This is a genomic window from Dermacoccus abyssi, from assembly GCF_003515945.1.
Classification (GTDB): Bacteria; Actinomycetota; Actinomycetes; order Actinomycetales; family Dermatophilaceae; genus Dermacoccus; species Dermacoccus abyssi.
The window spans coordinates 239,939-257,262 of record NZ_QWLM01000003.1; the positions used below are offsets into that span (position 1 = coordinate 239,939).

The following is a 17,324-nucleotide window of genomic DNA, read 5'->3' on the forward strand; positions in this document are numbered from 1 at the left end:
CACGCGGACGGCTCAGGCGCTGTCACGCGTTCTCCTGCGGAACACGGACGTCGCCCAGCCGCTGGGAGACCACGGTCGTCACGCCGTCGCCACGCATCGTCACACCGTAGAGCGCGTCCGCGACCTCCATCGTCCGCTTCTGATGCGTGATGACGATGAGTTGGCTCGAGTCGCGAAGCTCCTCGAACAGGGTGATGAGTCGCCCGAGGTTCGCGTCATCGAGCGCGGCCTCGACCTCGTCCATGATGCAGAAGGGGCTCGGTCGCGCCTTGAAGATCGACACGAGCAACGCCACCGCCACGAGCGAACGCTCTCCACCGGACAGCAGCGACAGGCGCTTGATCTTCTTGCCCGGCGGGCGGGCCTCGACGTCGAGGCCGGTGGTCAGCATGTCGTCCGGGTCGGTGAGGACAAGTCTCCCCTCGCCACCCGGGAACAGCCGCGAGAAGACGCCTTCGAACTCGCGTGCCACGTCGCGGAAGGCTTCGGTGAAGACCTGCTCGACGCGTGCATCGACCTCGTCCACGATGGACATCAGGTCCTTCTTCGAACCGCGCAGGTCGGCGAGCTGCTCGGTGAGAAAGGTGTGGCGCTCCTCGAGCGCGGCGTACTCCTCGAGCGCGAGCGGGTTGACCTTCCCCAACTGCTTGAGGTCGCGCTCGGCCCGCTGGAGTCGCTTCTCCTGCACGTTTCGCTCGAAGGGCACCGGCTCCGGCGTCTCCTCCCCCTCGGCGACTGGTTCCAGGTGCGGGACAAGCTGATGCGGCCCGTACTCCTCGACGAGCACGTCCGGGTCGATGCCGAGTTCGTCGCCAGCTCTCGTTTCGAGCGCCTCGATGCGCAGTCCCTGCTGCGCACGGGCCACCTCGTCGCGGTGCACCGAGTCGGTGACCTCCCGCAGGGCGTCCGCCTGCTCCTGAGCCCGCTGGCGGGCGGCCTTGAGTTGCGCCTCGCGTTCTCCCTTGGCCTGCGCCTCGGCGTCACGCAAGTGCACGAGCCGTTCGAGGGCGCGACGGACGTCGGCCGAGGCCGACTCGGCGTGCGAGCTCACCGTCCGTGCCACGCGCGCAGATTCCTCGCGCCTGCGTCGCCTCACCTCGGCCCGCTCGCGCGCCGCGAGCTCAGATCGTGCGGCCGCTTCGAGCGACTCCGCCCGACCCGAGAGCGCCCGTGCCCGTTCCTGGCGGGTGCGCAGCGTCAACCGGTGTTCGGTCTCCGCCGTACGGGCGGATGCTGCGAGCGCCGCCAGACGGTCTCGTTCGGCCACCGACGGTTCCTCGTCGCTCGGCTCTTCCTGGGCGTGAGCAAGCCGTAGCTCGAGTTCTTCGAGTTCGCCGCGGTTCGCTTCGAGCGCCACGCGAGCCTGCTCGATGGAACTACGGATACGCTCTCGCTCGTGATCGGCTGCGGCGATCGTCTGGTGATGACGCGCCAGCTGCTCCGCGGTCGAGTCGATCTCGGCGTCGCTCTCGGAGAGCCGGTCCGCCGTCGCGTCGGCGGCCGCTTGTGCCTCACGAAGCGGCCCGGCGATCTCGTCCAGTTCCGTGGCGAGGTCACGTTCGCGCTCTGCTTGTGCCTGGCTGTCACGCCGCGCGTCGTCCAATGCAGCGCGCAGTTCGAGCGTTGAACGCCCCGGACGCCCCCCTCCGCGCACGAAGGTCGGTGCATAGACGTCGCCGTCCGCAGTGACCGCACGCGCGCCGCTCGCCACGACGGCAAGTGCCGCCTCAGTGTCGGGGACGAGCGCGAGCCTGTCGACGAGGACGGCGACGGCGGCCGCGAGGTGTTCCGGCACGGTCACCACGTCACGTACCCAGACCGCGCCGTCGGGCAGTTCCGGCCAGGCGCCGGAGTCGGGGGCGCTCGCTCCGGCGACGACGAGGCCGACCCGGCCCCCCTCGTGATCACGCAGATGCCCGAGGAGACGCGCGGCGTCCTCGTGCGACGCGATGACGAACGATTCAGCCGCCCACCCGAGCGCGACGGAGACGGCCGCCTCGTGGCCCGGTTCGACCCGTAAGGCTTCGACGAGTTCACCGCCGAGGCCGGCGACGTCGTCGGGGAGGTTCTCACGGGACGCCCCGGCCGAACCCAGGGACATCTCGAGCGCCTCGGCACGGGCTGAGGCGGCGCCACTTCGTTGCGACGCGGTGGTGCGCGCGTCACGCAGTTCGCGGCGTCGCTCGTCGAGCTCCGCCAGTCGCGACGTGGCTTCCTCGGCCGCCGCGTTGAGGGCCTCCTCGCCCGACTCGAGCTCCGCGAGGCGTGCCTGCAGAGTTTCGACCTCACGTCGAGCTTCGTCGACACGCTCCGACGATCCGCCCAGAGTGCCGCGCAATCGACCGATCTCGGCCTCACCCGCCTCGACGCGAGAACGTCGAGCCTCCACTTGACCGTGAAGCTTGGCGAGGCCCTCTCGGCGGTCGGCGGCGGCGCGCGCGAGGCGCACGATCCGCTGCTGCTCCCCCTGGTGAGCCTGCTCGGCTTCCTCGCGGGTGCGAACGGCCTCGTCGACGGCCTTCTGTGCTTCATCGGCCCGAGCCTGGAGTTCGAGTTCCTCCCCTCGCACACGCTCGGCCTGCCGTCGCAACTGCTCGGGATCGCGACCCGAATGCGACGGTTCGTCGTCGGCCGCCATGAGGCGTACGCGTTCGCTCGACAAGCGGGCGGTCGCATCGAGTTTCTCCGCGAGGGACGTGAGCGAGTACCACTGCTGCTGGAGCGCGTCGAGTGCGGGAGCCTTGCGGGCCGCGTCGTCCTCGAGTTCGGCGACAGCGCGTTTCGCCTCGGCCACGGAAGCCTCGAGCCGCGTGCGACGTTCGACGAGTGCCTTCTCGTCGGCGAGGTCGGCCTCGAGACCCGCACGCTGCTGGACGAGATCGTCCGCCAGGAGGCGAAGGCGAGCGTCGCGCACCGTCATCTGGATAGACCGTGCCCGACGCGCCGTCTCCGCTTGTCGTCCGAGCGGCCCGAGTTGACGACGCACCTCGGCCGTCAGATCGGCGACGCGGGTCAGGTTTCCCTCCATCCCCTCGAGCTTGCGCAGCGCCTTCTCCTTGCGCCGGCGGTGCTTGAGGACGCCCGCGGCCTCCTCGATGAAGCCGCGCCGCTCCTCCGGGGTAGCTCGCAGGACGGCGTCGAGCTGGCCCTGGCCGACGATGACGTGCATCTCGCGGCCGATACCCGAATCCGAGAGGAGCTCCTGGATGTCGAGGAGCCGGCAAGGCGTGCTGTTGATCGCGTACTCCGAGCCGCCGCCACGGAACATCGTGCGGCTGATCGTCACCTCGGTGTAGTCGATGGGCAATGCGCCGTCGGAGTTGTCGATCGTCATCGTCACCTGGGCGCGCCCGAGCGGCTGACGCCCGGAGGTTCCCGCGAAGATGACGTCGTCCATCTTGCCGCCGCGCAAGCTGCGCGCACTTCCCTCGCCCATGACCCAGGCGAGAGCGTCGACGACGTTGCTCTTGCCCGATCCGTTCGGGCCGACGATGCAGGTGATGCCCGGCTCGAGGACGAGGTCGGTTGCCGAGGCGAACGACTTGAACCCGCGCAGGGTCAACCACTTGACGTACAAGCGGCTACCTCACGAACGAGCCGTGAGCACGAGCGGGCCGTCGCCCGTCACGGCGACGGTGTGCTCGCTGTGAGCGCCGCGGGAGCCGTCGACGCTGCGCAACGTCCAGCCGTCGGCATCCTGAACGAGTTGATCAGTGCCGGCCATGAGCCACGGCTCAATGGCGATGACGAGACCCTCTCGCAGCTTGAGCCCACGCCCCGCGCGCCCGTCGTTGGGCACGTGCGGCTCGCCGTGCATGGCGCGGCCGACGCCGTGGCCACCGAACTGCGTGTTGACGCGGTATCCCGCACCGTGACACACGTCCGCAATAGCAGCCGAGATGTCACCGAGCTTGCCGCCGGGGCGGGCCTGTTCGATGCCGGCGGCAAGGGCGCGCTCGGTCGTCTCGATGAGACGCAGATCTTCGTCGCGCGGCGTGCCCACAACGACCGAGAGCGCGGAATCACTCACCCAGCCGTCCAACGAGGCTGCGAAGTCGACCGAAAGGAGGTCGCCGTCGGCGAGGGTGTAGTCGTGCGGCAGGCCGTGAAGAACCGCGTCGTTGACGCTCGTGCACAACACCTTGCCGAAGGGGCTCGCGCCGAAACTCGGGTGATAGTCGATGTAGCACGACTCGGCTCCGGCATCCTTGATCATGCGGTGAGCGAGCGCGTCGAGCTCGAGCAGATTGACGCCCACGTCCGCTGCCTCACGCAGAGCGGTGAGGACGGAGGCGACGAGCCGACCGGCAGGCTTCATCTCGTCGAGTTCACGGGGCGTTCGCAGTTCGATCACGATCCAACGGTAGTGGAGAGCGACGACAGCCTCCGCCACCGGCAGACGTTGCCAGGACGAGAACGCGACCAAGTCGACGGATAACGACTCCTCCTCCGGTCAAATCCAAGGTGCTGGCCATAATGAGGTGGCTTGCGCCACAATCCAATCCGTGATTGGACGCATGCCCAATAATGACTCGTTGCGGCCCCGCCTGCTGCTCAGCGGCGCGCTGCGGCAAGTTTCGTGTGGGCTCCACTGCATCGGATCGACGATGCTCGCGCTCACACTCGTTCTCGCCGGCCCCATCCTCGTGATTGTCGGCATTCACCGTACCCTCGAGGCCGCATTCGGGCGCTCGGTCATCCCCGGCTGGCACCCCGAGCACGCAGAATCGCTCCTCGTCACATTCCTCGCTCTCGCAGCATCGACGTCGGTGGCCGCCGTGTTGCTCGCCACGAGTTGGGGCCTTCACGCGGCGAGGCGCCGCCTGTGTCCTTCCCCGAGCGGCCCGAACTCTCCACGTCCCCCGCAACGACGCTCGGGCGGGACGTTTCCGGCGCAAGCACGCGTGCTGCTGGTTCCGTTCACGAACGGCTCAGTGACCCCTGCCCCTCCGTCGAGGCAGACCGCTTCACCCCGCGTCCGCGGGGATCAGCGCGGCGGCTTCTGACAGGTCGGGCAGAAGTGTGACGAGCGGTTCATGAACTGCTCGCGCACGATGAGCGTTCCGCACCGCCGGCACGGCTTGCCCTGCTGGCCGTAGGCGTCGAGGGAGCGGTCGAAGTAGCCCGACTCCACAAGTTTGTGACGTTCACTCACAAGCGAGTCGAGTCGACAGTCGACTCGCAATTGAATAGGCACTCGACTCGCACTCCCAATCGGCAGGGCAGGACCGCGTTGAAGGCCATGATACTGATGTGGGTCGCCGGGTTGGTTTGAGCGCTCCAATCGAGGCATTCGGGCCGCGGCGGCGACATCGAGCTGCGTCCCGAGAAGGAGATGCTGCGAGACGACGGCTCAGCGATCTCGACCTCGCCCTTGTCCCGGACGCAGCCTCGCAGAGTTGAGGACGAACGCGCTCGCTGATCCGACGTGGATGAACGCTGCCGGCACCGACGGAGAGCGATCTGGCCCGCACGAAGTCGATGCCGAGCTCGACGGCGACGACGGTGGCCCGGCCGTTGTTCGTCTCCGGGCGTCGAAGACCAGGGCGACGACGGGTCGCCCGGGGATGGTCGAGCTCGGCTCGCGAGGACGACGAGGCATCCACGCTGTCGTCGATTCGACGAGTCAGGAGTGGCCGTTGGCGGTGAACGCGGAGCGGAGGGTGTCGACGATGACGCGGGCCGCGTCGTCGCCGTCGAGCCGGCCCGCAGTGACCTCTTCGGCTGCGGCGTTCATCGTCAGGTGGGTGACTGCGAGGAGCCAGTCGACAGGCATATCGACACGGAAGACGCCCGCGTTCTGGCCGCGCTCGAGAAGACCCCGCATCCGGGCTTCGGCCTTCTCGTGCATCTCACGGATGCGGGTCGACTGCAGCTCGCGCTGAGCCACCACGAGCACGGCTCGGATGCGCTCCAGGAGCATCCAGCTCGAGGCGATCAGGGCCTCGAATGCCTCGCCGGGATCACCGTCGAGGGGCACGTCGGCCAGGACGGCCTCGGCCTGCTCAAGGCTGTCGGCGAGCGTCGCGTCGATGAGCTCGGCGCGCGTCTTGAAGTGCCCGTAGAGGGTCATCCGGCCGACGCCCGCCTCGGCGGCGATGTCGGCGACGGAGGCATCGGGGTCTTTCCGGAGCGCGTCGGGAGTCGCCGCGAGGATCTTCGCCCGGTTGCGCTGGGCGTCCGCCCGCTGGTTGGCCGTCCTTCCTCGGCGCACCGGCTTCTGCTCACCAGCGCCGGCCGCGCCCGTTCCGTTCGGCATGCCCCACCCCTAACTCGTACGGGAATATACGAGATACTCTAGCCGTTAGAAGTCGTACATCGATGCTTGACTTCGGTGAGGGCCTCCCGGCCCGCGACGACCCCGCCGAGAGCGAAAGGACCTGTGGAGCCATGACAACGACGACGCAAGACAGGGAGGTGCGCCATGTCTGAGACGAACGCGCCCGCGCCCCGGGCCGGGGCGAAGCAGTGGTGGGGCCTGGCGGTCCTGGTGATCCCGTCGACCCTGCTGTTCATGATGTTGACGATCCTGTTCCTGGCCGCGCCGAGCATGGCCGCCGACCTGAGCCCGACGAGCGCGCAGCTGCTGTGGATCCTCGACATCTACGGGTTCGTCATGGCCGGGTTCCTCTTCGCGATGGTCGTCCTCGGCGACCGGATCGGCAAGCGACTCCTCATGGTGATCGGCGCGGTCCTGTTCGGGATCGTGTCCATCGCCGCGGCGTTGACGACCAGTCCCGAGCTGATGATCGCCTGGCGCTCCGTCCTCGGCGTGGGAGGAGCCATGATGCTCCCGTCCACGCTGGGACTGATCTTCGTGCTGTTCGCCGACCCGAAGGCTCGAGGCGTCGCGATCGGCGTGTGGGCCGGCGGGATCTCCGCCGGAGTCGCCCTCGGCCCACTGCTGTCCGGCCTGCTGCTCGAGGTCTTCGGCTGGCAGGCGACGTTCCTGGTCGCGGTGCCCGTGATGGCGCTGGTGGCCATCGGTGCGCCACTGCTGCTGCCCGAGCACAGGGATCCGACCGCGAAGATCGATCTGTTCAGCGCACTGCTCCTGGTCGCTTCGCTGCTGGCCATCATCTACGGCGTCAAGCGCTTCGCCACCCAGGAGCCGGCCGGTCCGTCGATCGGCCTCCTGATCGCCGGAGCACTGGTCGGGCTGTGGTTCGTGATCCGGCAGCTGCGTGCGGCCCAGCCCTTGCTGGACGTGCGGCTGTTCGCCAACCGCACCGTCAGCGGGGCGCTCGCGGTGTTCCTGCTGTCGGCCGCGGCGCTGGGCGGGGTGTACTCGCTTTTCACCCAGTACCTGCAGCAGGTCCAGGGACTCTCGCCCATGCAGGCCGGGCTGTCGATCCTGCCCGCCGCGGCAGTCCTCATCGTCGTCTCGACCCTCTCGCCGATGCTCGCCCGGAGGTTCCGGCCGGGCAACGTGATCGCCGTCGGGCTGCTCACCCAGGTCGTCGGCTACCTCCTGTTCACTCAGCTGGATGCCGGCACCGGCCTGGGACTGGTGATCGCGAGCTTCGTCGTCACCTACCCCGGGGTCGCGCCGTCCATGGCGCTGACAACGGACCTGGTGGTGAGCTCGGTCCCGCCGGAGAAGGCCGGCGGTGCCTCCGGGCTCGCGACGACCGTCAACGACCTGGGCATCTCCCTCGGCGTCGCGGTCATCGGCAGCATCGGTATCGCCGCCTACCGCAGCCAGCTCAGCGGCTCCCTGCCCGATGGAATGCCACCGGAGGCCACGGCCGCCGCCAAGACCGGAATCGACGGGGCCATCGCCGCCGCCGGGCAACTGCCGGGCGACATCGGCGAGGCACTGACGACCGCGGCCCAGCAGGCGTTCACCAGCGGACTCAACGCCGCCGGGATCACCTCCGCGGTCATCGCCGCCGTCGCCGCGCTCATCGCCGCCGTCGGGCTGCGCCACATCCGCCCCACCGGGCGGGCCCACGACGACGCCGAGAAGGAAACCGCTCAGGAGTCGTGATGCACCACCATCGTTCGTGTCCGGCGGACGGATGAGTCCGCCGGACGCGAACGCCGACACCCGCAACAGGTAATCCGAGAGGACGGCGGATCCGTCCTGCGACGAGGCCGCCGAACGACGCCGAAGGAGTCACGATGACCACGCTCAGAACCACCATCGACACTGTCCGACATTCTCCGACGCCGCGGCGTGTGCTGCACTGTTTGCTCCGATGCGCCGTGTCGGGTGCATCGGACCGTCTCGCCCGGGCCAGGCAGACGCCATGTCGGCGCGAATGAAGCTTCCAGGTCGCCAGGCCGGCCCGCCTGCGGCGCGGGGCCGCGCACCCGAGGAGGTGCGCGGCCCCGGTGCCTCAGTTCTCCTGGTAGGCGATCGTCGCCATCATCCCGGCCTCGCCGTGGTAGACGTTGTGGCAATGGGTCAACCACCGGCCGGGGTTGTCGGCGTCGAACTCGACGCGCAGCGTCGTGCCGGGCAGGACGATCGAGGTGTCCTTGCGCGGCCCGCCGCCGGGAAGCTGGTAGGTGTGCCCGTGCAGGTGCATCGGGTGCCACATCGTCGTCGAGTTCTTGAACTCGAGGGCGACCCTTTCCCCGTCGACGATGCCGAGGGCGTCGCGCATCGGCTGGTCCATGTCCATGCGCTTGCCGTTGATCGCCCAGTCGTACTTCTCCATGCCTCCGGACAGATCGAGAGTGAGCGTGCGGTCGACGCCGCGCTTGGGAAGAGCGACCTTGCTCGCCGCCCTGAGATCGGCCGCTGTGGCGGGGCTCTTCGTCTGCGGCAGCTTCGCGCTCTTCGACGGGGCCGACCCGGATCCGGTGCGCAGGACGGCGAGGGCCTGGTCCTGCTTCCCCAGGGCCTCGGCGACGACGGCGAACGCGCCGTCGCCGGCGGTGATGACCGCGTCGTAGCGCTCGCCCATGCCGAGCACGACGCTCTCGGCCTCATGGGGCTCGACCGGGAAGCCGTCGGTGTGGGTGATCGTCAGCTGGTGCTCGGCGACGCCGAAGCGGAAGGCGGTGTCGCCGCCGGCGTTGATGATCCGTAGCCTGATCTTCTCGCCCGGTTTCGCCGTGAAGGTCTGCGGGTCGTTCGCTGGCTTCCCGTTGATCAGGTACAGCGGGTAGTAGACGTCGCCGGCGTCGCCGCCGAGCAGCGGGGAGGTCGCTCCCATGAGGGTGTTGCCCATCCGCATCGGCCCCATGTCCATGCCGCCGTGGTCCATCATCCCCTTCTCGAGCTCGGCGAGGACCTCGTCCGGTGTCGTGGTGACGCCGTCGAGCCAGTCGTCCAGGACGATGACCCACTCCTTGTCGTAGTCGGCCTTCTCGTTCGGGTCGTCGATGATCAGCGGCGCGTACAGGCCGCGGTCGAGCTGGGTGCCGACGTGCGGGTGGAACCAGAACGTGCCCGGCTCGGGGAGCGTGAACTCGTAGGAGAAGGTCTCGCCCGGCCCGACGGGCTGCTGGGTGAGGCTCGGCACGCCGTCCATGTCGTTGCGCAGCGCGAGGCCGTGCCAGTGCACGGTGGTCGGGTCGGGGAGATGGTTGGTGAGGGCGACCTTCAGGGTGTCTCCGACGTTGCCGCGCAGGGGCTCGGTCGCCGAGGTTCCGCGGTAGACCCAGGTCTTGGCCGCCTTTCCGCCGAGGTCGAGGGTGACCGGTTCGGCGGTCAGTGCGCGCTGCACGACCGTGCCGGTGCGGCGGCGCTTGGCCTCGGCCGCGGTGACCGCGGCGCTGTCGGGCCGGACGAACGAGGTCGTCTTCTTGGTGGTGGAGCTGCAGCCGGCGAGGCCGGCGGCGGTGAGGGCCACTGCGCTGACGGACAGGAACTGGCGGCGGTTCAGGCTGGAGTGCATGGGTGATGTCCTTCTGGGTCGATGGTGAGCGGTGCCACGGCATCGAGCCGATGCGCTCGACGATCACGAGTGATCGGAGGCGCAGGGCTGCCTGGACCCGGAAGAGGGGCCAGCGTTCTGGGATACGGTGTCGTGGCAGGCACGGCAGGGTTTTGGACTCGCCGAGATGGCTGATTGAAGAGCGCCGCATCGGCGCTCCTCCGTGCTCACGTTCGGTAGATCGACAGCTCCAGATGCGTCAGCGCGAACCGGCGAGGCGTCTCCGACGGCGGCGTCGGCATGGGCGCAGAGACTGGTGTGGGCACAGCCGCGAACGGCGGAACCGGGAGGGCCGGGACGCTCTTGCCCGTCGGCACGGAAACGCAGGTGGAGCCGCCACCGCCGCTCATGGCGTCCGCGCAGCCGCCGGAGCCGTGCACCATGCCGCGCGCTCCGGACGCGATCGGCACTGGCGTGACCGCAGCGCCGGTCACGCCGTGCGATGCCCGGGACGCGTGACCCGGCGAGGCCATCGAGGCGGTCGCCGCCGCGGGCCCGCCGACCAGCGCATGCATGCCGAGGAGGCCTGAGATCAGCAGCGCCACGAGGACGACGAACTGCAGCCGGTGCCGGCTGCGGCAGCGTTCGTCGGTCGCGGTCTCCACATCCCCACCATACCCCGGTGGCGTATTCCTTCGGCATGGCGGGCCCATTCGGCGACGAGTCCGGACCGCCTTGCGGGAATACCCATGGGGGGGTGTACGGTTGCATCTCGTACAGGTACCCAGTAGGGGTACGACCACACGAGGAGGATATCCGATGGCTGCGAACGAGTACCAGGTGACGGGCATGACCTGCGGGCACTGCGAGATGTCGATCCGCGAGGAGGTCGGCGAGATCTCCGGCGTCACCGACATCCAGGTCAGCGCGCAGACGGGCAAGCTCGTCGTCACCGCCTCCGACGAGGTCGACGACGCGAAGGTCCTGGCCGCGGTCGAGGAGGCCGGCTACTCGGCGGTGCGCGTCTGATGAAGGCACCGGTCAGGCTCGCGGCCTACGGCGCGGGGCTGGCGGTGGCGTTCGGCGGAGCCTTCGGGCTCGCCGGGGTCGCCGTCCCCGACAGCGTCGTGGCCGCCTGGGCGCAGAGCAGCGAGACGAGGACGCACGGCGAGGGCCACGGCGGATCCGAGCAGGAGCCGGCGACGGAGGCCGTGAACGGCGTCTCGGCCAGCGCGGACGGCTACGCCCTCTCCCCGGTGAAGGCACCGGCCGGGACGGACGCCGCCGGCACGCTGAGCTTCCAGATCCTCGACGAGGACGGGAAGCCGATGACCGCGTACACCAGCACGCACGAGAAGGATCTGCACCTGATCGTGGTGCGCACCGACGGGGCCGAGTTCCGCCACGTGCACCCGGTCCTGGACGAGGCCACCGGCACCTGGTCGGTGCCGTCGTGGAGCTGGGAGGCGGCCGGCACGTACCGCGCGTACGCCGACTTCACCCCGGCCGGGCAGGACGCCGAGGGCATCACGCTCACCCGCACCGTCGAGGTGGCGGGGGACGTCGCCCCGGTCACGGCCGAGCCGACGCGCACCGACGAGGTCGACGGCTACACCGTCGCCCTCGACGGCGACCTCGCCGCCGGCACCACCAGCGACCTCACGATCACCGTGGAGCGCGACGGGAAGCCGGTTACGAAGCTCCAGCCGTACCTCGGCGCGTTCGGCCACCTGGTCGCGCTGCGCGAGGGCGACCTGGCCTACCTGCACGTGCACCCCGCCGGCGACGAGCCCCAGCCGGGCGACGTCGGAGGCCCGGACGTCGGCTTCGCCGCCGAGGTCCCCACCGCCGGCCGCTACCTGCTGTACCTGGACTTCCAGGTCGACGGCCAGGTCCGCACCGCCGAGTTCGTGGTCGACGCCGGGCACTGAGCCCGCACGACCCACCGCATCATGACGACCGCCTGCACGATCCGGTCGCCGCAGAGCTGAAGAGAGAAGGAAAGAGGATGACTGCACCAGCGCCGCAGATCGCGGACGCCGGCATCGAACTGGAGATCGGCGGGATGACCTGCGCCTCCTGCGCGAACCGGATCGAGAAGAAGCTCAACAAGCTCGACGGCGTCTCCGCGACGGTCAACTACGCCACCGAGAAGGCGAAGGTCACCATGCCCGCCGGGTACGACCCGGCCCTGCTAGTCGCGGAGGTCGAGAAGACCGGCTACACCGCCGCCCTGCCCAGGCCCAAGGACGCCGCGGCCGACGCGGCCTCCGACGCCGGGGACGACGACCCGGAGCTGACCTCGCTCAAGCACCGCCTGATCGGGGCGATCGTGCTCACCGTCCCGGTGATCGCGATGGCCATGGTCCCCGCCCTGCAGTTCACCTACTGGCAGTGGGCCTCCCTCGCCCTGGCAGCGCCGGTGATTGTGTGGGCGGCCTGGCCGTTCCACAAGGCCGCCTGGACGAACCTGCGCCACGGCACCGCGACGATGGACACGCTCATCTCGATGGGCACGACCGCGGCGTTCCTGTGGTCGCTGTACGCGCTGTTCCTCGGCACCGCCGGCACCCCGGGCATGACGCACCCGTTCGAGTTCACCCTCGCGCCGTCCGACGGCGCGGGGAACATCTACCTCGAGGCCGCGGCAGGGGTGACGATGTTCATCCTCGCCGGCCGCTACTTCGAGAAGCGGTCCAAGCGCGAGGCCGGTGCCGCCCTGCGGGCGCTGCTCGAGCTCGGCGCGAAGGAGGTCTCGGTTCTGCGGAACGGGGCCGAGGTCAAGATCCCGACCTCCGAGCTCCAGGTCGGCGACGAGTTCGTCGTCCGCCCCGGCGAGAAGATCGCCACCGACGGCACGGTCGTCTCCGGCACCTCCGCCGTGGACGCGTCCATGCTGACCGGCGAGTCCGTGCCCGTCGAGGTCGTCGCCGGCGACCCGGTCACCGGCGCGACCGTCAACGCCGGCGGACGCCTCGTCGTCCGGGCGACCCGCGTCGGCTCCGACACCCAGCTGGCGCAGATGGCCAAGCTCGTCGAGGACGCCCAGACCGGCAAGGCCGAGGTCCAGCGCCTGGCCGACAGGATCTCCGGCGTGTTCGTGCCGATCGTGATCCTCATCGCCGTCGCTACCCTCGGCGCGTGGCTCGGTGCCGGCTTCCCCGTCTCGGCGGCGTTCACGGCCGCGGTCGCGGTGCTCGTCATCGCGTGCCCCTGCGCCCTGGGCCTGGCAACGCCGACGGCGCTGATGGTCGGCACCGGACGCGGCGCGCAGATGGGCGTGCTGATCAAGGGCCCGGAGGTCCTGGAGTCCACCCGCAAGGTCGACACCGCGGTGCTGGACAAGACCGGCACCGTCACCACCGGCAAGATGACCCTGGTCGACGCGCTTACCGAACCCGGCACAGACCGCGCCGAGATGCTCCGCCTCGCAGGCGCGCTGGAGGACGCCTCCGAGCACCCCATCGCCCAGGCGATCGCCAAGGGTGCGGTCCAGGAGACCGGCCAGCTGCCGACGCCTGAGGACTTCGCCAACATCGAGGGCAAGGGCGTGCAGGGCGTCGTCGACGGGCACGCGGTGCTCGTCGGCCGGGAGTCGCTGCTGGCCGACTGGTTTCAGCGCCTCTCCCCCGAGGTCGCGCCGCCAAGGCCGCGGCCGAGGGCGAGGGCAAGACCGTCGTCGCCGTCGGCTGGGACGGGCAGGCCCGCGGGATCCTCGTGGTCGCCGACGCCGGCAAGCCCACCAGCGCCGAGGCGATCCAGGGCCTGAAGGACCTGGGCCTGACCCCGGTGCTGCTCACCGGAGACAACGAGGCCGTGGCCAAGCGGATCGCCGCCGAGGCGGGCATCGACCAGGTCATCGCCGAGGTCCTGCCCAAGGACAAGGTCGCCGTCGTCACCCGCCTGCAGGGCGAGGGGAGGGTCGTCGCCATGGTCGGCGACGGCGTCAACGACGCCCCCGCCCTGGCACAGGCCGACCTGGGCCTGGCGATGGGCACCGGCACCGACGTCGCGATCGAAGCCAGTGACATCACCCTGGTCCGCGGGGACCTGCGGGCCGCGGTCGACGCGATCCGGCTGTCCCGCAAGACCCTGGGCACGATCAGGACCAACCTGTTTTGGGCCTTCGCCTACAACGTCGCGGCCATCCCGGTCGCCGCGCTGGGCATGCTCAACCCCATGCTCGCAGGCGCGGCGATGGCGTTCTCCAGCGTCTTCGTCGTCGGCAACAGCCTCCGCCTGCGCGGGTTCAAGAGCGTCGCCAAGCAGTAACGCTGCGAACCACCCCTCCCCATCACACCAAGCGAAAGGTATCCACCGAGAATGACGAACGACGCCCAGACCACGTCCAGCTGCTGCAGCACCACCTCCGCGCAGCAGGTTCCGGAGAGCCTGCCTATGGCATCCAGCTGCTGCGGAGGCAGCGCGAAGCAGCAGATGCCCACCGCCGCCGACACCACCACCTGCCCCGTCATGGTCGGCACCCCGGTCGTCAAGGCCGTCGCCGAAGCCCAGGGCCTCTTCCGCGACTTCGAGGGCCAGCGCTACTGGTTCTGCTGCGCCAGCTGCGGCCCGGCCTTCGACTCCGACCCGGCCAAGTACGCCGCCAACATGGCGTGACCCCTCGGCGCGCGGGGCCCGCGGCACGAACCGCCGCAGGTCCCGCCGCCCGATCGGAGCGAACCGGCATGACCACCCCGACCACAGCAACCGACGCCCAGCGCGCCGCCTGTCCCTCCGACGAGGGCGCGGCCGTGCACGGTTACATCAGCGACAAGACCAAGTACCGCCACCGGCTGCGCCGCCTGGAGGGCCAGGTCCGCGGCATCGACCGGATGGTCGACCAGGAGCGGTACTGCATCGACATCCTCACCCAGATCTCTGCAATTACCCGGGCTCTCGAAGGCGTCGCCCTCTCCCTGCTCGACGACCACCTCAAGCACTGCCTGCTCGACGCCGCCGTCGCCGGCGGCCCGGTCAGCGAGCAGCAGCTCGAGGAGGCCTCGCAGGCCATCTCCCGCCTCGTGCGCTCCTAGAACCAGCCCATCGACGACGACCAGCACCAGGAGTACCCAGCCATGACCACGAAGCACGTCCTCGTCCTCGGCGCAGGAGCGGCCGGCACCGCCGCCGCCCGCGCCCTCGCGCCCAGCGAGGACGTCCGCGTCACGCTCGTGGCCCGGACCGGGGAGATCCCGTATACCCGGATGCTCGTCAAGGGCGTCGCATTCGGCCCCACCCCGCCGGAGATGATCAGGCTCCCGCTGCCGGACGTCGAGGTCCTCGCCGACACCGTCGCCGAGGTCGACGCGGCCGCTCGGCGGGTCGGCCTGGCGTCCGGCGCGCACCCGGACTACGACGCCCTCGTCGTCGCCACCGGAAGCGCGCCACGCATGCTGTCCGCCGACGTCCTCGGCGAGGAGGCCGCGGCCTCCGGCCGGGTGAGCGCCCTGCACTCGCTCGAGGACGCCCAGCAGATCCGCGCGCTGCTCACTGGCCTCGGCCGGCCCGCCCGGGTCGCCGTCCACGGCGGCGGGATCATCGCCGCCGAGACCGCCTCGACGCTGCACGCCGACGGCCACGACGTCGTCCTTGTGGCGCGCAGTGAGGTGCCCGGCGTCGCCGCGTTCGGCGCACCCGTCGCGGAGCACCTGGCCGCGGAGCACGCGGAGCGGGTGACCACCCGCTTCGGCCGGACGCTCCAGCACGTCGACGCCGCCGACGCCGGCGTCGAGACGACGCTCGACGACGGTCCCGGGTCGAGTCGGACCTGCTGCTGATCGCGCTCGGCACCATCCCCGCGGCCCCGGCACCCTGGACCGGCGGCATCGACGTCGACGACCGGCTCCGCGCCGGAGAAGATCACGTGTACGCGGCCGGGGGCGTCGCCGTCCACCACGATGAGGCGCTGGGGACCTGGCGCATCGACCACTGGGAGGACGCCGCCGCCCAGGGCGCGCACGCCGCCCAGTCGGCGCTGCACGGCCTCGGCCTGGCCGACGACCCCGGCGCGTACCTGCCCCGCAGCCCCTACATGGCCATGGTCCACGGCCTCATGGTCTCCGGCGTCGGGACCACCGTCGGCGCGCCGGCCGTTCCCGAAGACGTCCAGGAGTTCGTCGTCCGCCACGAGAAGGACGGCCTCGTCGTCGGCGTCACCGGCGTCGACGCGGTCGGCACCGTCTACGCGTGGGGTCAACGGCTCCACGGCGTGCAGGTCTGAGCCGTGGCTGGAGACTGTACGACGACCTCCCGCCGCGGAGGGTTCGCGCTCGCCCTGGCGGCGACGATCCTGACGATGGCGGCCGCCAGCGCGCCCTCGCTGTTCTACCCGCAGGTCGCCGAGCGCCTCGGCCTGCTCCCGGTCGCGACCACGCTGGTGTTCGCCGTCTACGCCTTCACCCTGCTGGCCGCCCTGCTGTGCCTGGGATCGGTGTCCGACCGGCTTGGCCGGCGGCCGGTAATCGCGACGGGCTCGCTCGTGCTCGCCGGGAGCCTGCTGCTGTTTTGGTCCGCCGGGAGCCTGGCGACCCTGCTGGTCGCCCGCGCCCTGCAGGGAGCCGCGGCCGGGGTGCTCGTGCCGGCGATGTCGGCCATGCTGATCGACTTCGAGCCGCCGTCGCGGCCCGGCAGCGCCGCCCTGTGGAACACCATCGGGCCGATGCTGGGCCTGGCCACCGGAGCGCTCGGCGCGGCCGTCCTCCTCGACGTCACCGCCGATCCGTCCCTGGCCGTGTTCGGCGTCCTGGTCGCCGCGTTCGCGGCCGTCGCGGCGCTGGTGTGGGCCACGCCCGAGGCGGTCGCCCGGACTCGGGTCCGCCACGGCGACCTGCGCCCGGCCTTCAGCGTCCCGCCTGGCGTCCGGCCGATGCTCGCCGCCGGCGTGCCGGCGATCGTCGCCGGATGGGCCACCAACGGGCTCTTCCTCGCCCTCGGCGCGGGCCTGGTGCGCAGCGAGCTCGGCGGCACCACGCACACCGCCGCGGGAGTCGTCATCTCGACCCTGGCGATCGCCGGGATCCTCGCCTCGCGGCTGCTCCAGCAGCACTCCGCCCGCACGATCAGCCTCTACGCCACCAGCGCCCTGGCGCTCGGCACCGCGCTCAGCCTGGGCGCGCTCGCCCTGCACTCCTACCCGGGCTACGTCGCCTCGGTCGCGGTCGTGGGCTCCGGGTTCGGCACCGCGTTCCTCGGCGTCCTGCGCACCATCATGCCGGCCACCCAGCCCTCGCAGCGAGCAGCCGTGATGGCCGTGGTCTACACCGTCGCCTACCTCGCCTTCGGCGTACCCACCATCATCGCCGGCCTGCTCGTCCCGGCGCTGACGCTCGCCGGGACGATGATGCTGCTCGGCGCGGCCATCGCCGTCCTCGCCGTCGTCGCCACGATCCTGCGCGCGCGCATCCCGGACAGGACCCCGAGTCGCGCGCGAGGAGAGGACACCAAGAATCGACGCCCTTGAAGGAATACCCCATGGGGGTATAGGGTTATCAA

At 70.4% G+C, this 17,324-nt stretch carries 13 protein-coding genes and 2 pseudogenes; 9 read left to right on the top strand and 6 right to left on the bottom strand.

Going from position 1 to position 17,324, the window contains the following annotated elements; genetic code table 11:
- Positions 1-22 precede the first annotated feature (22 nt).
- The 4 genes and pseudogenes from smc to D1832_RS04240 form a co-directional block, all read right to left on the bottom strand.
- Positions 23-3,577 (bottom strand): chromosome segregation protein SMC, encoded by a 3,555-nt coding sequence (gene smc, locus D1832_RS04220; protein ID WP_118912745.1) that lies wholly within the window; start codon positions 3,575-3,577, stop codon positions 23-25.
- Positions 3,578-3,586: 9 nt separating this feature from the next.
- The gene (gene map / locus D1832_RS04225) at positions 3,587-4,354 is read right to left on the bottom strand and encodes a type I methionyl aminopeptidase (RefSeq protein WP_118912803.1); all 768 of its coding nucleotides are present in this window, start codon (positions 4,352-4,354) and stop codon (positions 3,587-3,589) included.
- Positions 4,355-4,987: 633 nt separating this feature from the next.
- Positions 4,988-5,128, bottom strand: a pseudogene (locus D1832_RS04235) (zinc finger domain-containing protein); the annotation flags it as partial.
- Positions 5,129-5,626: 498 nt separating this feature from the next.
- Positions 5,627-6,259 carry a TetR/AcrR family transcriptional regulator gene (locus tag D1832_RS04240; RefSeq protein WP_118912747.1) on the bottom strand — a complete coding sequence of 211 codons (633 nt, stop codon included), beginning with the start codon at positions 6,257-6,259 and terminating at the stop codon, positions 5,627-5,629.
- 165 nt (positions 6,260-6,424) lie between these two features.
- On the opposite strand from D1832_RS04240, the gene D1832_RS04245 reads away from it, so the two are divergent.
- Positions 6,425-7,990 (top strand): MFS transporter, encoded by a 1,566-nt coding sequence (locus D1832_RS04245; RefSeq protein WP_118912748.1) that lies wholly within the window; start codon positions 6,425-6,427, stop codon positions 7,988-7,990.
- Positions 7,991-8,342: 352 nt separating this feature from the next.
- Here D1832_RS04245 and D1832_RS04250 read toward each other — a convergent pair whose 3' ends face one another.
- Both D1832_RS04250 and D1832_RS04255 read right to left on the bottom strand, forming a co-directional pair.
- Positions 8,343-9,851, bottom strand: coding sequence for a multicopper oxidase family protein (locus D1832_RS04250; protein ID WP_118912749.1), 1,509 nt, complete (start codon positions 9,849-9,851; stop codon positions 8,343-8,345).
- Positions 9,852-10,057: 206 nt separating this feature from the next.
- Entirely contained in the window at positions 10,058-10,495 is a 438-nt protein-coding gene (locus D1832_RS04255) for a DUF6153 family protein (protein WP_118912750.1), read from the bottom strand.
- 154 nt (positions 10,496-10,649) lie between these two features.
- Between D1832_RS04255 and D1832_RS04260 the strand changes: the two genes are divergently transcribed.
- From D1832_RS04260 to D1832_RS04290, 8 genes and pseudogenes are all read left to right on the top strand, one after another.
- The gene (locus tag D1832_RS04260; protein WP_118912751.1) at positions 10,650-10,859 is read left to right on the top strand and encodes a heavy-metal-associated domain-containing protein; all 210 of its coding nucleotides are present in this window, start codon (positions 10,650-10,652) and stop codon (positions 10,857-10,859) included.
- On the top strand, positions 10,859-11,761 hold the full coding sequence (locus D1832_RS04265) for a heavy-metal-associated domain-containing protein (RefSeq protein ID WP_118912752.1): 903 nt from the start codon (positions 10,859-10,861) through the stop codon (positions 11,759-11,761). Before D1832_RS04260 ends, D1832_RS04265 begins: the two co-directional genes overlap by 1 nt.
- A gap of 77 nt (positions 11,762-11,838) precedes the next feature.
- Positions 11,839-14,102, top strand: a pseudogene (locus tag D1832_RS04270) (heavy metal translocating P-type ATPase).
- 165 nt (positions 14,103-14,267) lie between these two features.
- Positions 14,268-14,450 (top strand): hypothetical protein, encoded by a 183-nt coding sequence (locus tag D1832_RS04275; RefSeq protein ID WP_428830889.1) that lies wholly within the window; start codon positions 14,268-14,270, stop codon positions 14,448-14,450.
- Between the two features lie 68 nt (positions 14,451-14,518).
- Positions 14,519-14,866, top strand: coding sequence for a metal-sensitive transcriptional regulator (locus tag D1832_RS04280; RefSeq protein WP_118912754.1), 348 nt, complete (start codon positions 14,519-14,521; stop codon positions 14,864-14,866).
- Positions 14,867-14,908: 42 nt separating this feature from the next.
- Positions 14,909-15,610: an FAD-dependent oxidoreductase gene (locus D1832_RS15520; protein WP_206609347.1), complete on the top strand. Its 702-nt coding sequence runs from the start codon at positions 14,909-14,911 to the stop codon at positions 15,608-15,610.
- A gap of 86 nt (positions 15,611-15,696) precedes the next feature.
- Positions 15,697-16,053 (top strand): hypothetical protein, encoded by a 357-nt coding sequence (locus D1832_RS15525; RefSeq protein ID WP_206609348.1) that lies wholly within the window; start codon positions 15,697-15,699, stop codon positions 16,051-16,053.
- Positions 16,054-16,056: 3 nt separating this feature from the next.
- The gene (locus tag D1832_RS04290) at positions 16,057-17,292 is read left to right on the top strand and encodes an MFS transporter (protein WP_274541947.1); all 1,236 of its coding nucleotides are present in this window, start codon (positions 16,057-16,059) and stop codon (positions 17,290-17,292) included.
- Positions 17,293-17,324 lie beyond the last annotated feature (32 nt).